The organism is Acinetobacter sp. NyZ410, assembly GCF_022828975.1.
GTDB classification, from domain to species: Bacteria; Pseudomonadota; Gammaproteobacteria; order Pseudomonadales; family Moraxellaceae; genus Acinetobacter; species Acinetobacter guillouiae.
In genome coordinates this window covers 2602407-2620550 of record NZ_CP094620.1, presented here as the reverse complement: position 1 = coordinate 2620550, position 18144 = coordinate 2602407, and the positions used below count along the sequence as shown (strand labels likewise).

The 18144-nt window shown below is 37.5% G+C and carries 13 protein-coding genes and 1 pseudogene; all 14 read left to right on the top strand.

The features are described 5' to 3' along the window. The first annotated feature begins 35 nt into the window (after positions 1 to 35). The 14 genes and pseudogenes from MTO68_RS12390 (at position 36) to cobT (ending at position 18117) form a co-directional block, all read left to right on the top strand. Positions 36 to 1619, top strand: coding sequence for a phosphoethanolamine transferase (locus tag MTO68_RS12390; protein WP_244012681.1), 1584 nt, complete (start codon positions 36 to 38; stop codon positions 1617 to 1619). Positions 1620 to 2157: 538 nt separating this feature from the next. Further along, complete coding sequence (locus MTO68_RS12385) at positions 2158 to 3942, top strand: IucA/IucC family protein (protein ID WP_244012679.1); 1785 nt, start codon at positions 2158 to 2160, stop codon at positions 3940 to 3942. Beyond that, the gene (locus tag MTO68_RS12380) at positions 3935 to 5407 is read left to right on the top strand and encodes a SidA/IucD/PvdA family monooxygenase (protein WP_244012677.1); all 1473 of its coding nucleotides are present in this window, start codon (positions 3935 to 3937) and stop codon (positions 5405 to 5407) included. Before MTO68_RS12385 ends, MTO68_RS12380 begins: the two co-directional genes overlap by 8 nt. Further along, positions 5404 to 7212 (top strand): IucA/IucC family protein, encoded by a 1809-nt coding sequence (locus MTO68_RS12375; RefSeq protein ID WP_244012675.1) that lies wholly within the window; start codon positions 5404 to 5406, stop codon positions 7210 to 7212. Before MTO68_RS12380 ends, MTO68_RS12375 begins: the two co-directional genes overlap by 4 nt. Before the next feature lie 101 nt (positions 7213 to 7313). After that, on the top strand, positions 7314 to 7946 hold the full coding sequence (locus tag MTO68_RS12370; RefSeq protein WP_034616754.1) for a GNAT family N-acetyltransferase: 633 nt from the start codon (positions 7314 to 7316) through the stop codon (positions 7944 to 7946). Positions 7947 to 7960: 14 nt separating this feature from the next. After that, positions 7961 to 8344, top strand: a complete 384-nt coding sequence (locus tag MTO68_RS12365; RefSeq protein ID WP_034616757.1) for a hypothetical protein — start codon at positions 7961 to 7963, stop codon at positions 8342 to 8344. Beyond that, positions 8332 to 9585, top strand: a complete 1254-nt coding sequence (locus MTO68_RS12360) for an MFS transporter (RefSeq protein ID WP_244012673.1) — start codon at positions 8332 to 8334, stop codon at positions 9583 to 9585. Before MTO68_RS12365 ends, MTO68_RS12360 begins: the two co-directional genes overlap by 13 nt. A gap of 10 nt (positions 9586 to 9595) precedes the next feature. Beyond that, positions 9596 to 11872: a TonB-dependent receptor gene (locus MTO68_RS12355; RefSeq protein WP_244012671.1), complete on the top strand. Its 2277-nt coding sequence runs from the start codon at positions 9596 to 9598 to the stop codon at positions 11870 to 11872. A gap of 139 nt (positions 11873 to 12011) precedes the next feature. Next, positions 12012 to 13307 (top strand): MFS transporter, encoded by a 1296-nt coding sequence (locus tag MTO68_RS12350; RefSeq protein ID WP_244012670.1) that lies wholly within the window; start codon positions 12012 to 12014, stop codon positions 13305 to 13307. 70 nt (positions 13308 to 13377) lie between these two features. Further along, positions 13378 to 14976: a histidine-type phosphatase gene (locus MTO68_RS12345; RefSeq protein ID WP_244015975.1), complete on the top strand. Its 1599-nt coding sequence runs from the start codon at positions 13378 to 13380 to the stop codon at positions 14974 to 14976. Between the two features lie 64 nt (positions 14977 to 15040). Next, positions 15041 to 15679, top strand: a pseudogene (locus tag MTO68_RS12340) (HAD family phosphatase); the annotation flags it as partial. A 136-nt stretch (positions 15680 to 15815) separates the two neighbouring features. Beyond that, positions 15816 to 16484, top strand: a complete 669-nt coding sequence (locus tag MTO68_RS12335; protein ID WP_244012666.1) for a 2'-5' RNA ligase family protein — start codon at positions 15816 to 15818, stop codon at positions 16482 to 16484. Further along, a complete protein-coding gene (gene cobU / locus MTO68_RS12330) occupies positions 16472 to 16984 on the top strand; it encodes a bifunctional adenosylcobinamide kinase/adenosylcobinamide-phosphate guanylyltransferase (protein WP_244012664.1) in 513 nt (170 codons plus the stop codon). The genes MTO68_RS12335 and cobU overlap by 13 nt, the downstream gene beginning before the upstream one ends. Positions 16985 to 17064: 80 nt before the next feature. Beyond that, positions 17065 to 18117, top strand: coding sequence for a nicotinate-nucleotide--dimethylbenzimidazole phosphoribosyltransferase (gene cobT / locus MTO68_RS12325; RefSeq protein ID WP_034616776.1), 1053 nt, complete (start codon positions 17065 to 17067; stop codon positions 18115 to 18117). Positions 18118 to 18144 lie beyond the last annotated feature (27 nt).

Below are 18144 nucleotides of genomic sequence, written 5' to 3'. Positions count from 1 at the left end.
AACGATTTAATCGAATACCAGTAAGCTGGCAACGCATGTTTTTTATACCGTATCTACTTGCACTACCACTGATCACTTTACTGTTATTAGGGTTAGCTGGGAGTTGGTCGGATAGTGTTCGTTTGGCATTTTTATCACTACCAGGGTGTTGGTTGTGTTTTCAAGTCACAAAAAAATCAAATTTATTTTGGAAATTATTTTCAATCGTTTGGTGGTTTATTTTTATATTTCATTCCAGCTTACTCTCAGTAAGTTGGCTGTTGTTCAATAGTGATGCTGAAGCATATTCAATTATTGAATCTATCGCGAATACAACATTGAATGAAAGTTTAGAATTTTTTCAACTGCATCTTGGTTTTTTTATTCTATTTGTTGGCTTTATTTTAAGCGTTTTGATTTTATATTTTTTTATTTTATTTAAATATTTTAATACGCGTGAGTTCCATGATCAGAAAGTACATCGATTAGGACGTTATGCTATAGGTTTGTTATTTCTACTGTGTACTGCCAGCTATGCGATTAAGCCTTCAATGGCTTTACATCCATTGCCATTTTGGTATGGATACTATGGCAAAATTCAAGATTTCAAACAGCGTATTCTACAGCATGATCAGATACATAAAGAATGGACATTGAATGCAGAACAGCGCTTAGATTTTAGTGGTCAATTGAATAAAAGGCAGACACATACCATAGTTTTAACTGACAGCATTACCAGTTTTAATTTTGGATTATGTGGCTATCCACGAAATACAACACCTGAGTTAACTCAACGGAGTGACCAATTCAAAGTCTTTTGTCGTGGTTACTCACCAGCGTCATCTACTATTCAATCTTTACGTTATTTGTTTAATGATGGTACGCGAAATGCAATGGATGATCATGCCCCTGAAAATATTATGGCATACGCTAAGGCTGCAGGTTTTAAAGTTTATTGGATTAGTAACCAAGATGATGTTTATATCTCTTCACTTTTTGCCTCATTTGCAGATGAAGCTGTTTTTATCAATAAAAAGTCAGGTCGTAGTAGCACGTCATTAGATGAAAATATTCTGCCCGCTTATAAAATTGCATTGGATGACCCAGATCCTCGTAAGTTGATTATTCTGCATCTCATTGGTTCACATCCAAATTATAAGTTGCGCTACCCAGAACAATTTTCTAAGTTTAATGATTCTAGCAATGATGAGGTTGAAGAAAAGCTTGAACGAAATGAGATCAATCACTTAATTCAGTTAAAACGCAATGAATACGATAACAGCATACTTTACCAAGACTGGGTTGTTGCAAAGTTATTCGATCTTTTAATTTCCACACAATCTGATTTTAGATCTTTTACCTTTTTATCGGATCATGGTAATGAAGTCGGGCATGCTAAAAACTATGCTGGGCATAGTGCAAATACTGAAGCTGGCTACCGTATTCCAATTATTATTTGGTATGATCATATGCCGACTAAAGGAATAGTCAGTGAAAAACCAATTGATGCCAGTGACCTAGATCGATATGTATTACACCTCATGGGTGCTCATGATCGATTGGATCGTAAAGAAAAATTGTGTTGGTTAGATCAAACTTGTAATTTTGTACCTCAGTTACTTTGGCATTCACCAAAATAAACAAGCGATATTATATTAGCTTTGGACAAAATTTTTGCTAAACCGCATCGCTCTGATTGATTGGGTCAGATTTGCTTCGACAAGATCTAAATGAAATAGCATTTTAAAGAAGCGACACAATTCACGGATATCGTTAAACCTACTTTTTATTTTTCCATTAGAAATATCACAATAAATCAATAAATAAGCCTTAGATTAAAATCTGCTAGTGAAGTTGTAGATCAATAAAACTTGCTAAATAATCTCTTAAAATGAAAATTTCGATGAAATTTCTCAATTCTAAATGAGAATATTATCATTTATTACAATTGAAAATTTTAAAATATAAACCATAAGAAAAAGACCAATTCATCATAAATCTTCACAGAATCATAGTGTTAAACCTGTATAGACAAGCAGGGTATAACATTGCATTCTTAAATGAGAATGATTATCATTATTTTGTGTTAAGCAGAGCTACACGATCCAAGAAAAACATAAATCAAATTTCTAGATCTTTTTAGTGCAGTAAAAAGTCTTGTACAGAGGATATGGTCAGATGAAAGAGCTTGCCAGCCGATTGGCGATGCAGCACCTAATCAATGCATATTCACAAGAAACTGGGGGTAGAATTTTACTAGAAAAGTATCAGCAAAACTCTACTCAACTTGCGTTTAGCCAAGGCTTGACGTTGTTAATGATTCCACTGGAATCCATCCAATCCCAATTATTTGTACCGCTTGCATATACGAGTCTTGTAGGGCGGCATCGAATAGAAAAACTGCCACAGATTTTTAATAAAGGACAAGTGCAAAGGTTTAGTCCAATTGCAATTGTGTGCTTACTTCTGGAAGAACTGGTACGAAACGCTGTTGAATCCTTAGATTCAGCATCATTGGTTGAAAAATGGATACAAAGCCGAGATGCTTTAGCTGAGTTTTTAAAGCAGCGTCAATATGATTTTGACCAATTAATTCAAGCCAAACAAGATTTCATTCAGACAGAACAAGCACTGATTCTTGGGCATAGTATGCATCCAGCGCCTAAGAGCCGCACAGGTTTCGTTCATGAAGATTGGTTAAAGTTCTCACCAGAACATAAGGGTCAAACACAACTGTATTACTGGTTAGTTGCACCAGAATATCTGGCAGAAAGTGCGACATCAGATCAGCCAATTACTAGCCAACTCATAAAGCATATGCAATGGTATTTGAGCGAAGCAGAATTAGATTTAATTCATACACATTCAAGCTATAAATTATTGACATTGCATCCATGGCAAGCACGTTATTTACAGACTAAAGACTGGTATAAAGAATTAAAAGCTAAGAAAAAACTGATTGATTTTGGTGAAAAGGCTTGGCATTTTTCAGCAACAACATCCGTGAGAACATTAGTCAGCTATTCAGCACCTTGGATGGTGAAACCGTCACTATCCGTGATGATTACCAATTCCATCCGAGTCAATTTAGCCAAAGAATGTCATCGTGGAGAAATCACGCGTCAACTTTGGCAGGGGCGAATAGGTCAGTCGATTTTAAAATCTTGTCCTACATTGAAAGCAATAAATGACCCCGCATGGACTGCGTTAATCATCGATGGAACCATTGTCAATGAAACGATTTGCATTTTCAGAGATCAGCCATTTGATCGACATCAGCAAGTGTCATGTATTGCCTCCTTATGCCAAGATCATCCAGCAAAAAATTTAAATCGCTTTGATCATTTATTTGAACAAATTGCACAGGTAGAACCGCAACTAAGTATTGAAAAAATTGCTTTAAATTGGTTTGAGCGATTTTTAGAGATCAGCTTAGTTCCCTTGATGTATTTGTATCATCACTATGGGATGGCATTTGAGTCACATCAGCAGAATGTATTGGTTGAGTTGGAAAATGCGTATCCTAAGAATTTATGGCTCAGGGACAATCAGGGTTTTTTCTATATCGAAGAATATGCTACTGAAATATTAAAAGAATTCCCTGAGCTTGATGGGAAAGCACAGGCTGTTGGTCACAAATCTTTGGTTGATGAACGGTTCAGTTATTATTTTTTTGCTAATACTTTATTTGGCATGATCAACGCAATTGGTGCAACAGGGAGTGTTTCTGAACAGCAACTCATTGATCTATTACGAGATAAATTGATGGAATTATATGTACAGTATTCTGACAGCAGTTTATTACAAGGCTTATTGTATCAACCAACCTTGCCATATAAAGGGAATTTACTCACGCGTTTATATGAGCTGGATGAACTGATTGCGCCAGTAGAACAGCAATCAATTTATATTCAGTTGCCAAATCCTTTATATCTAAAACGGAAGGATGCAATTTATGCTTGATTTTATTGCTGTGGGTTTAGGACCGTTTAACTTAAGTTTAGCAAGTTTGTTACAACAAAAATCAAAGCTAAAATATTTGTTTTTTGAAAAACAAGCCCAGTTTGATTGGCATGCAGGAATGCAGCTTCCAAATAGTATGTTGCAAGTGCCTTTTATGGCTGATTTGGTCTCTATGGTAGATCCGACCAGCCCATTTAGTTTTCTCAATTATTTAAAAGCGCAACAGCGACTCTATAAGTTCTATTTTTTAGAACAGCCACATATCCCTCGTAAGGAATATAATCATTATTGTCAATGGGTTGCAGAACAAATTGAACATATTCAATATTTATCTGTGGTCACAGAAATTGTGCCTAAATACTATGGCTTTGAAGTTTTAGTTATACAGGGAGGAATTCATCAACGCTATAGTTGTCGAAACATTGTATTGGGTGCAGGAAATGTGCCTTATATCCCACAATGCATGCAGACATTGATTCAAAGCTATCCTGAGCGATGTAAACATTCAGCACATTATCTAGAACATCAGCCAAAAAAATTACAAGGCAATGTTGTGGTACTGGGATCAGGGCAGTCTGCGGCAGAAATCTTTTTAGATTTATTCGATCGTCAGTATCAATTTGATCAGGTGTCTCAACCGAAATTCAATCTCAATTGGCTGACCCGAGCCAATGGGTTTTTCCCTATGGAATATACACCATTAGCTTTAGAACATTTTAGTCCAGACTATAGTCAACATTTTCATTGCTTTGATGACCTTAATAAAGATTTGCAGTTGAGTAAACAGTCACTTTTATATAAAGGAATCAGTGCGCAAACTATTCGTGAAATATATAAGAAACTTTACCATCGACATCTTGCTGGAAATGATTTGGCGACGCATTTACACAGTCAGTCCAACCTAATTGATGCTGTTTTAACGGAACAGGGGAAAATTAGACTGATTTTCCAAGATCGGGTGACATTAAATCAGTTCAGTCTAGATAGCGATTATGTGATCTGTGCTACAGGCTATCGCTGTCCTGAATTTAAATTTCTAAAGCAACTGAAGCCCTGGATTAAAACCAATCCACAAGGACATTGGAATATTTCAGCAAATTATGCTGTCGAATATGCTGGCATTGGTGAAATTTTTGTTCAGAACATGGATATGCATAGTCATGGTGTTGGTACGCCTGATTTGGGTTTAGGCGCTTATCGTGCGGCAACAATTGCAAATCAACTCATAGGTTATGCACTGTATGACTTAGCAACAGCCCCACAATGTTTCCAACATTTTGATCCTTTGCAAAATCCGCAAGTCCAAGTGATCCAGAAAAACATCACAACACAACATCATGTGCATGCTCAGCATGTTGAAGACTTGGTTAAAAATGTGAATTTTAAAGCCCAAAGCCTCAATACACAACATTCTCAGCATCAACAAAACCATCAACAATATTCGAATACTGAGAACAGCTTATGAGTTTTGCACAGTTACAAATTAATCAGAACCAATGGCGAAGTGCAGGCCAACGCTTGATTGAAATGGCAATCGCTGAGTTTTTATATGAAGAAATTATTCAGGCTGAAAGCTTGGATAATGATGTATTTCAATTGAGATTGGATGACCGAATTTATCAGTTTAATGCACAACAATACTTATTGGGGCATTGGCATATTCAAGAAGGTTCAATACGTGATTTAACTGTCGATACCAGAAGACCCGCTTGGAATTTACATCAATTTATTGCCGCTTTTTCCAATCAGGTTGGGGTTAAACCCTTTACCAAAGCCTATTTGATTAAAGAGATGAACAATACATGGTTGGCCGAAGCTCATGTACTGGATGAAAATCGACTAACAAGTGCAGCTGCATTGACTGCACCGCATTATCAAATAGAAGCGATGTTGCGCGGTCATCCTTGGTTAATTATGAGTAAGGGGCGAATCGGTTTTGGTTATGATGATTATTTGAACTCAGCGCCTGAGATTTTACCTAGAGTCAAAGTGTTATGGCTGGCTGTGCATCGAGATTTGGCAGAATTTCGTTCTACCACTGAATGGTATGCAGGGCAATTATATTGCCATGAGTTTGACGAGCAGGAATTGCTAGAATTTCGCGAAAAAATGCAAAACCTTGCTTTAAATTCAGAGGATTATTATTTAGTTCCTGTACATGCTTGGCAATGGCACCAATGGATTGTGCCAACTTATACCAATGAAATTGTAGATCAAAAAATTGTCGAACTTAAAATTGGACAGGATAATTATGTACCAATGCAGTCAATTCGCACTTTATGTAACACATCAGATGCACAACGTCATTACATTAAACTACCAGTGAGTATTTTAAATACCGCTGTTTATCGAGGATTGCCTGCTCAAAGGAATTTAGCTGCGCCCGCTGTTACAGCGTGGTTAAAAAATATTTTAAAACAAGATGTGGATTTACAAAAAACGGGTGTGGTGTTTTTAGGCGAGATCGCAACTTTGACTATTCAGCAACCTTGTTATGATCACATTGAAGGTGCACCTTATCAATTCAAAGAGTTATTCGGCTGTCTGTGGCGTGAAAGTGTAGATCCATTTGTTGAATATCATCAGCAGGTTTTATCGCAAGCTGCTTTATTACATCGTGATATTCAGGGGCTTTCCATTTTAACGGTGCTTATCCAAGCTTCAGGATTAGCCCCATTGGATTGGTTAAAACAATTTATTAGCGTCAGTATTCAGCCGCTTCTGATTTGCCTTTATAAATACGGCCTTGCATTTTCCCCGCATGGTGAAAATACCATGTTAATTCATGAAAATGGTGTACCTAAAGCCATGGTACTCAAAGACTTTATCGATGATATTAATCTTGTCGATGAAGATTTTCCTGAATTGGCGGATCTTCCTGACGAAGCTAAAATTTTACTGAGACATTCTGCGCAAGACCTCAGTCACTTTATTTTTACAGGTTTGTTTATGGTGCATTACCGCTATATCTGTAATGTATTTCTACAGGATTTCCCACAACATCATGAAATTGAATTCTGGCAAACCGTATCCTATGTAATTGATGAATTTCATCAACAGCATCCAGAATATTCAGCAAGAATTGAAAAGTTTGCAATGTTTAGAAATCAATACCATAAGGTTTGCTTAAACCGTGTTCGTCTATTTACCACCAGTTATCACGATGAAGCACAACGCCCCGTACCTGTAATTCTAGATTTGATTGCAAACCCTGTAAGCCCAGAAACCTTAAACAGTTGGATAGCACAATTTTCGCCTGCGCCAGCATGATAAACCGTGCTCGCGCAGACTAGCTATGTGTCTGTATAGCACTTTGATTCAATACAAATTGAAAGCACGATAATCTAACAAATACAACAAAGGTGACAGTGATGAAAACGTTATCACAGCAATTGCCAGACTTTTATGAATACTATGAAAACAGCAACACGTTTTATTTACGTCAAGTGAAATACCCTGATGATATGGCTTTATTACACAAATGGATGCATGAACCACATGTGATTCCGCAGTGGCAACTGAATAAATCAGAAACAGATCTGAAGGTCTATTTTGAAAAACAATTGGCTGATGATCATCATCGTTTATTTATCGTTGGAGTTGATGGACAGGATGTGGGCTATGCAGAAATCTATGAAGCTAAACGAGATCGATTAAGTCGTTATTATATTGCGCATGAACTGGATTTGGGCTGGCATTTGCTGTTTGGTGAAAAATCGGCCTTTGGTAAAGGCTATCTTAGAACAGTAGCGCGCTTATTAAACTTTTATATTTTTGAGCATGCGAACTCGCTGAAAATCGTAGGTGAACCCGACTCGACAGTTAAACCCTATGCAGCAGTTGTAGAAGAAATGTGCTACGAAACTCAGGGTATTCTTAGGATGCCAGAGAAAGATGCAATGTTATATTATTGTTTTAGAGATACTTTTTACCAAAAATTTGGTGAATACCTAGTCCAATCTCAGCAATATTTAGCACAAAAAAAACAATATAAAATCCAATAAGTTGAATTTGCCTTATGAGTTATCAATCTATACATATTCAGATCAAAGAGATGATTTTTTGCAAAGATGTCTCAATCGTTGAATTTCAGTTCTGGTTGGCTGAAATTGAAACATTTCTATGTCAGCAACAAAATTTTGTTTTGGTGATGAGGAGTGCAAAAGGTACAACATTTCCAGAGGAATACCGTCAAATTCAAGCGAATTGGTATAAAAAAAATAAAGCCAATTTTTTTAAGTACTGTGTAGGTTTAGTACGGATCGCCTTAGATCAAGCCGATCAAGTACGGCTCAATACACCTGCGCTACATGTTGCATGGCAAGTTCCATATTATGTGACATTAGATCGCGCTGATGCATTGCAATGGGCTGTGCAGAGGTGGCTATTATGCAACGCATAAATAATTTAACCAAACAATCTGTCACTCAACAGATTTCCGTACTTAGTTTAGGTGTTGTGGTAGTTTTATATTTGGCCCATGCCTTGCCTTTATATTTTTATAATGTGGCATTGCCTGCGATTTTAAGACATCAAGGCGTAGATCTACGCTGGATTGGGTTATTGTCACTGCTTTATATTCCTTGGGCTTTCAAATTCTTTTGGGCACCACTTATTGATCGTTTTTATATTAAAAAATTAGGCAAACGAAAAACGTGGTTGCTGTTCACTCAAATTGCTTTGGTTTTAGGGATTATTGCGCTTGCATTGACTCAGTTTTCTTATGGGTTACTGGCCTTTGTCATTATTGGTTTATGGATATCGAGTTTTGCAGCCACCCAAGATATTGCCATTGATGGATATACCGTTGAAGCATTTTCACCACAAGATTACCGCTTTGGCAGTATGGCGCAAAGCATTGGCGTTGCACTTGGCAGTATGCTCGGTGGTGCTGCAACACTTTGGCTATATCAATATTATGGATGGCAAACAGCACTTATCTGTTTAGCAAGCTTAACCGCTTTGACGATGTTTGCAGTTTTTCAAATACAAGAAAAAAACACTGAACACATGATGAAAAGCCCACCGAGTTTAATGCGAGCATTTAAACGACCTGAAATTCGTTGGGCATTACTTTTAATTGTTTGTTATCGCTTTGTAGAAGCCCCCGCAATGGCAATGCTCAATCCAATGCTGATTGATCAAAAATGGTCACTTTCACAAATTGGTGTGTTGATGTCTGTGGTAGGGGCTGGTGTTGGATTGCTTGCAGCCGTTTCTGCTGCATTGCTGCTCAAAAAGCGAAAGGCGACCCAATTACTGCTATGGGCTGGCTGGGTGAGAACACTGATATATGGACTCTTAGGAATCGCTATTCTGTTCGGATGGCTAAATCAGTGGCAGCTTTTGCTGGGGGTTTTTGTGATTGCATTCCTTGCAATTCGTTATATCGCAATGACTTCTTTATATGCATATTTCATGCAAAGTAGCTCAAAAGCGCAAGCAGGGACCGACTTTACAATTTTGGTGTGTTTTGAATTGCTGGTCTATTTTATTGGCGGGGCTGGCTCAGGTTTTCTTGCCAAATCATTAGGTTATGGCAATTTTTATATTGTTTTAGCTATTGCATCTGTAGTGAGTTTGATTCTCTCACAACTCATTATTTCCAAATCACAAAAAACTCTAAGATCAGAGATGTTGTAAGGGATAAATCATGAAAAGAACATCAATTCAAATACAACTGACGTGTTTAAGTTTGGCTATTGCGACACAGATTTATGCGCAAGAGCCCACGACTCAAAAAGTTGAAAATACTGGGGCAGAGGTAAAAAGCCTAGCGCCAATCGTGGTCACAGCAACACGTTCTGCAAAAAGTATTTCAGACATTGCAGGGACGGTATATCGCATTGAACGTAATGAAATTGAAAAACAAGCCAATGCGGGTAAAAGCACGGCAGAAATTTTAGGGCTATTGGTTCCTTCGCTCACGCCCAATACTGGTACAACTTCTAATTATGGTATGACCATGCGCGGCCGTGTGGTGCAATATATGATTGATGGGATACCACAAACAGGCTCATGGGATGGATCGCGTCAGCTCAATAGCATTCTTCCTTCAATGATTGACAGAATAGAAGTTGTGTCTGGGGCAACGAGTATTTATGGCTCAGGTGCAACTGGCGGTATTATCAATATCATTACCAGAAAAGGCGGTGACAAGCCTTTAAGTTTTGAAACCAAACTGGGGCTAACCTCTGGGAATAATTTTAAAGGCGATGCCTTGGCTTATGAAGCTTCACAAAATGTTTCGTTTAACCAAGAACGCATCAAAGGTAATTTGGGTGTTGGCTATGTTAAACGGGGGGAAATTCAAGACAGTCGTGGCGATCGTATTGGGCCTGAGGTTGCGCAAACAGATCGTCAAGATACCCAAACCCTTGATGTCAATGGACAACTCACTTGGAACATTTCAGATCAACAGCACTTAACTGTTGGTGCGCAATATTATAATGATGAACAAGACAGTGATTATGGACCTGATTATGGTCAGGGTTTATCTGTCATATTTAGAGGAGCTACACCCAGTTTAAAAGCATTAAAAGGCTTACAACTCGAAGACCAACCTAGAACAAAACGCTGGTCAACGCACGCCCAATATAATCATAATGATGTATTGGGGCAAAGCTTAACCTTGGAAGCTTATTACCGTAAAGAGCAGGCAAGATGGTTTCCAACCGCAGTAAGTTTACCGCATCCGCAATTACCTCTTCCTACTAGAAGTATTCCTGCTGTGATGCAGTCTAATACGGATATTAATATTTGGGGATCACGTTTAGCCTTACAGAAAGATTTTAAAGTTGCAGATCGGGCTTTAGGGTTAAGTTACGGTTTAGATTTTGAAAATGAGAAAAATGGTCAAGAAGGGCAAAGGTATGATACTAATACTTTTATTGCGAGTAATGGCTTAAATCATAAAGCGACAAAAAACTATGCGATGGGACCAGATGTTCAAATTGCAAAACTTGGGGCATTTGTTCAAGCGAATTATGCAGTTACGGATCGTATAAATATACAGGCAGGTGTGCGTCACGAACGAATTAATAGTGATGTCAGTGATTCTACCCCGTACCCTGAAAGTATTGTCGCTGACTTCGATCCTAGCTATACGGCGAAAAGTTTAAAAGGTGGTGAAGTAAAACATAATGCGACTTTATTTAATTTGGGCGGGGTTTATCACTTAAATGATACGCAACAAATTTTTGCTAATTTTTCTCAAGGCTTTAGTATTCCAGACGTACAACGGATGCTGCGAGATGTTCCAGCAAGTTTTGTTGTGACCAGTAATAATATTGATCCGATTAAAGTGAATAATTATGAACTCGGCTGGCGTTTACAAGAGCAAAAGGGACTCAATCTAGGGCTGACTGCTTTTTATAATGATTCTGATAAATCTGTGAGGTTTAATGCTGCCCCAAATTTTAATATTGAAGTGATTGATACTGATGAACGCATATATGGTTTGGAAGCCAATGTAAAATATGCAATTTCAGATATGTGGAATATGGGAGGGACTATTGCTTATACGCGCGGTCAATTTAAAAATATACTCGGTGATTGGCAAGAGCTAGATGCTACACGAGTTTCACCACTGAAAGGCACGTTATTTTCAGAATGGCAATTTGCAGATAATATCAATTTACGCGTACAGACTTTAGCAATTGGTGGTACAGATCAGGCCGCTAAAGACTATGTCAATCCATTAAATGACCGCAGTATTCGAAAACCCGCTGAGATTAAAGGGTTTGCGATTATGGATGTGATCACCAGTGCAAAAGTAGGTCCAGGCAGATTAGGCTTTGGCGTTTATAATGTATGGAATACAGATTATAAAACAGTGTTTAGTCAAGCAGTTGCGCCAACCTACGGCGCCATTTCAAGTTTGGCTGCACAAGGTCGTAGCTACGGTTTAACTTATACGCTGAAGTATTGATCCAGATAAAGCCTCTTTAAAATTTGAAAGAGGCTTTTTATTGAGTAATATCTCGATGAAAAAACTGAAGCGTGGGTAATTATATAAATCCAATAAAAATTTTCCTAATCAGTTAAGACTGATATTTTAGGAGATTCAAATGAATAAAAATAATGATATTTGGATGATGGCAACGCTGCTCAACGGGATCAGCTTATCCATGATTTTACCTTTACTCGCACCTCTTATTCGTCTATTAAAAATCTCAGAGCTTCAGGCAGGTCTGATGGTGTCTGCCAGTGCATTGCTGATGAGTTTGACTGCAATGTGGATTTCTAAAAAACCAAATCTTCAAAATCATTATTATTTATTGAGTATCGGTTTTATTGGAATGAGCATAACTTGGGGACTATTTTCAGGGGTATTAAGTTATGGGCTAATGTATAGCATGCCAATTGGACTACTTTTCACTTTATTATTGCTTACACGAAGCAGTATTGGCTTTTTTATGGCAATGCCGCAAATCGCATTACAAAGTTATGTGATGACGCGATATATAGATGAAACGACACGCAGTCAGAAGATGGCAAGCTTTGGTGCCTTAAACAGTGTAGGGCTAATTTTAGGGCCATTTTTAACCACATTACTCATTATTTGGGGAATACTGATTCCTTTGTGGCTCGCCGTATTGCTTTTGACTGTCATGAGTATGCTGATAGTAGGTTTATATCAACACAACGAGGAAAATGCTCAACAGTCACATTCAAAACGTCATGATCCAAACCATTTGCCTTTAACCTATCATTTTGATGAAGATCAGCATTTTCAAGACGCACTTTTACAAAAAGAGATTTCTCAGCAAGATTCTAATCATTCGCAATTGGTTCGTCTGAGTGATGATGATCTAAGAAAATCGATGATTTGGTTGATCCTTGGATTTAGTTTATATATTGCGATTATTACTCTGAATTTAACTGCAGGTTTTTATATTCAAGATAAATTTCAATTCAACATTCAGCAAAGTGCCCTCTATTTTTCCCAATGCTTGTTGATTGTGGGGATTGTTTCGGTCTTGATGCAAATTGCGATTTCTAAATGGTTTAAATGGTCTTTAACACAGCTTTTAATGGTCGGATTAAGCACGATGTTGGTTGGGCTGATCTTGTCAATTTATACCCAGCAGATCGTGATTTTTCAGTTGGCTTATGTGTTTTATGGTATCGCTGTGGCATGTCTAATGCCTGCATTTACCACAGGTGCATCACAATCAGTTTCGATAAATTTGCAAACTAAAATTGCTGCTTTATGCACCATGGCGCAAGCGCTCAGTTTGGTTGTTGCACCATTAATGAGCACAGGGCTGTACCAACTTAACATTATCTTCCCTTATTATTTACTGCTTGGTATTTTCTTATTGCTGTCTTTTTATTTTGTTGTTTTTAAATGGAATAAATAGAGGATGGTCATACCAGTGTCATGTTCTTTGATTAGTTTGCCTGCATTAAATCAAATATGACATTTCAATGATGAAACCATTTAAAATTAAACATTCGCTAATCATTTGTTTTGCTTCAGGACTATTTTTAACAGCCTGTAATAATGATCATGATGATAATTCAGCTGTTGTCGTCCCACCTAAAGTTGATACATCACTATATTTACAGACCAAACAACCCTATCAACCCCAGCAGAAACTAAGCAGTTATGAAGCAACGCCAGCAGGTTATCGTGCAGTTTTTACAGAATTAGTTGCTCGACATGGTTCACGAGGTTTATCGAGTATTAAATATGATTTAGCTCTATACAACATGTGGTTAAAAGCAAAACAGGAAAATGCCTTAACGCCATTGGGTGAACAATTGGGTGCTGATTTAGAAGCCATGATGAAAGCCAATATTTTATTGGGTTATGGGGTGGAAGGTATACGCCAATATGGCTATGGCAACGAAACTTCTGTGGGTATTAAAGAACATCAGGGTATTGCCGATCGTTTATTACAACGCTTACCACAATTGTTTAATCAAGCCAGCCAACAAGGTAAATCTGTACAGATCGTCAGTTCAGGTGTGGATCGTGCGGTGGACAGTGCTAAATTTTTTACCAATGAATTGTTGAAACAGCAACCAAGTTTAAAGACTGCAATTACACCAGCAAGCTATCAAAGCCTCAACAGTACCTCTATACCAAGTATTGTCGATGGCGGGGTAAATCGCTTTCATCTGTATTTTCATAGTTTAAATGCACAAGACGATTTGGCCAATGTCAAAACGGATTTAGACAAAACAGTCTATGCGGCTAGTTTAAAATATCAAGATTTTGAAGAGAATGACGTTAACTTAAAACAAAAAATTAAAACATTGAGTGCAGATTCTAATGCGCAAAAAATCGCAACAGAAGTATTAAGCCCAATTTTTAAAACAGCGTTTATTCAAAAAATTGGTCAAACTGGCTATAGCTTTAGTAATTCAGGATCATTCACTGTAACAAGCCCTAAAGGTGAACAGATTACTGAAAAAGGAAAGGGGAAAAATACCATTGCCAGTGCAGTAGATGCTGCTGCTTATGTGTACGAGTTGTATTCAATCACTGGCGGAATGCAAGACGAGCTTGGGGCGACAAATTTTAAAAAATATATGCCAATTGAAGCGGCTAAGTTTTATGCGCAATATAACGATGCCAATGATTTTTATAGTAAGGGCCCAAGCTTTGATACAGGCAAAGCTGTAACAACAGATATTGCCAAATCACTCAAACAGGATTTATTTAAACAAGTTGATGATGTTATGAGCAATACACAAAAGAATGTTGCTGTATTAAGATTTGCTCATGCTGAAATCATAATCCCTTTAGCCACCAGCTTAGAGTTAAAGGGGATGATGCAATCTGTGCCCTTGACGCAGACGTTTAATTATTCAAATAGTGCGTGGCGTGGTGAAGATATCTCACCGATGGCAGCAAACTTACAGTGGGATATTTATCAGAATTCGCAAGGGCAGACTTTGTTAAAAATGCTCTATAACGAAAAAGAGATTGCTTTTAAAAAAGATTGTGATTATGCCCGCTATAAAGCAAACAGCTATTATTATGATTATTTAAAGTTGAAACAATGTTATAGTATTCAATAGATTGCTATAAAATTTGAGGGAGAACGGGTTTCTCCCTTTTAATCTGTTTATAAAAAGGAACACTGTGAAATTCCAGCAACATACGATTCAAGCTGCTATTTTTGATATGGACGGTACGATGCTGGACACTGAACGGCTTAGGTTTGATGTGTTAAAACAAGCGTCTTTGGAAATCATCGGTGTAGAATTTAGCTTAGATTATTTGATGCAATGTTTAGGGCTTAATGCGTTAAGCTCAGAACACTTAGCACAAAAGTTTTATGGTCAAGATATCCCTTACCAACACATTCGGCAACGTGCTGAACAAATTGAACTTGAGATAGTTTTGTCGCAAGGCGTACCAGTGAAAGCTGGGCTTTTAGAAATATTAGCTTATTTGCAATCTCAAAATATCCGATTGGCTGTCGCTACATCTAGTACCCGAAAAATTGCTGAAAAATATTTAAAACTTGCAAAAATTGATCATTATTTTACCTTGTTGGTCTGTGGCGATGACGTGATACAAGGTAAACCACATCCAGAAATTTTTAACAAAGTCTGCACGTTATTAAATCTAAATCCGCAACACAGCTTGATGATTGAAGATTCTGAAAATGGGATTACTTCAGCAGATTTGGCTGGGGGAGTAACGATTTTGATTGAGGATATTAAAGAACCAAATCAGACCATGCTGGCGAGAGCAGATTACTACTTTGAATCTATGTTGGATTTTTATCAGGCAATCATAAAATCTGACTGAATAAAATTCATTTTCAATTGAACAACACTCAGTCAATTCAAGATTTAAACATGATGATTACGTGCTTTAATAGAAGCATTAAAATTAATGTGAATTTGATGTGTTTTTAGATTCTCAAAGTTTAACAACTCCAACTGAGACACATGATTATCCCGAGTGGCACAAAGGGAGAAAACACTATGCCTTATGGTATATCGAAATTCATCATCCTGAATTATTAGCTTATTTAAGCGATTTAACAGAAAAATTCTCAAACTATTTATTGCACCCCAACACACGCCAATTTCATATCACATTATATATTTGTGGCTTTCTAACCGAAGATAAAAAGCAATTTGATGATGATTTTATCCAAAGTAAATTTCAACAACAGCTTAAAATTTTGAGCCAAAACCAGTTAAATAGTTTTAAATTAACAACAGGAAAAATAAATAGTTTTAGCAGTGCTTTATTTATAGAAATTCAAGATCACGGAAATAGCCTAAGCAATATTCGACAATTATTATCCCATTCAAGCCAAGAAATTGCTGCTTTAGATTATTGTCCGCATATCACCTTAGGTTTGTATCCAGCTGAATTTAAAGCGCAACAAATATTTAAGGCTATCGAAACGATTGATCAAAAAAGTTTTGAAATTGGCATTGATCAGCTTAATTTTGGTATATATCAAGCACAAGTCTTACAGGGGCCTTTAGCTACGTTACATCAGCTTATACTCAATCCAAAAAAAACAGATGGATCTTGGGAGTCAAATTTATGTTGCAATTAATCCTAGGTGGCGCGCGTTCAGGCAAAAGTAAATTAGCTGAACAGATCGCAAAAGACTCAAATCTACAAGTTATTTATATTGCTACCGCGCAAGCGTGGGATGATGAAATGCGACAACGTATTTCACACCATCAGACACAACGACCTGATGCATGGCGGCTGATTGAAGAACCACTTTACCTAGCCGATTGTTTAAAACAAATAGATCAACAAGAACAAGTGATTTTGGTGGATTGCTTAACCTTATGGATGAGTAATTTATTGATGCATGAGGACTCAAATCTTCAGCGCATCGAATGTGAAAAAATGCTGAAAATTCTACCTACATTAAAGTCTAAAATTGTTTTAGTTAGCAATGAAACAGGACTCGGTGTTATACCAATGGGTGAAATAACCCGAAAATTTGTTGATGAATCAGGACGTTTACATCAACTATTAGGTCAAATAGCTGATAAAGTAGTGTTTTGCATCGCAGGTTTTCCGATGTTATTAAAAGGATAAATATTGTGATTTTTATCATATAAACTTGTGCATTTTAACGATTAACAATGAATTTTTAAAATACGAGATGGAGAGCAACAATGAATTGGTGGTTAGAAGCATGTAAAGTGCCAAACGCAGAAACAAAACAACAGGCTGAAGAACGTCAATTACAATTGACCAAGCCAACAGGCTCGCTGTCTGTTTTGGAAAATGTCGCCGTGCAATTGGCAGCTTTGCAAAGTAATTCAAAACCGAATGTAGATAAACCTTGGATCACGATTTTTGCAGGTGATCATGGGGTAATGGCTGAAAATATTTCAGCATATCCGCAAGCTGTAACGCGCCAAATGTTGCAAAACTTTGCAACGGGTGGGGCTTGTATCAGTGTGATTGCTAAAGAATATGCTGCGACTTTACAAGTCATTGATTGTGGCACAGTGGGTGAGGCTTACCAATATCAAGGCGTTGAGCGTCATAGTATTGCTCAAGGGACTGCCAATTTTGCTCAACAAGTGGCAATGACTGAGCAACAATGCCAGCAAGCCATGGCGCTGGGGCGTGAGAGTGTAGAAAAAGCCATTGCACAGGGTGCTTCTATTTACATTGCTGGAGAAATGGGGATTGGAAATACCTGTTCCGCTTCTGCGATTGCATGTTTCTTATTAAATGAACCTGCTGAGCAACTGACAGGTGTAGGCACGGGGATTCGTGCTGATCAGTTGATTCATAAAAAAAATATCATTCAGGATTCACTTGAGTTACATAAAAATTATGTTGAAAATGATGCATTTAAAGTTTTGTGTGCTGTAGGTGGCTTAGAAATTGCTGCAATGACAGGAGCTTATATTCGCTGTGCTCAACTCGGGATGCCTGTAATTGTCGATGGCTTTATTAGTTCTGTGGCGGCATTAGTCGCGGTACGACTCAATCCTGAAGTTCGACAATGGATGTTGTTCGGTCATCAGTCTGCTGAATATGGGCATCAACGCCTATTACAAGAGTTGAATGCTGATCCATTATTAAAGCTTAATTTACGTTTGGGAGAAGGCAGTGGTGCGGGTGCTGCCTTGGGTGTGATTAAGTTGGCATGTAGTTTACATAACAATATGGCCACTTTTGCAGAAGCTGCGGTAATTGGCGAGAAAGTTTAAATTTATTCATAATTCAAAAAGAGCATA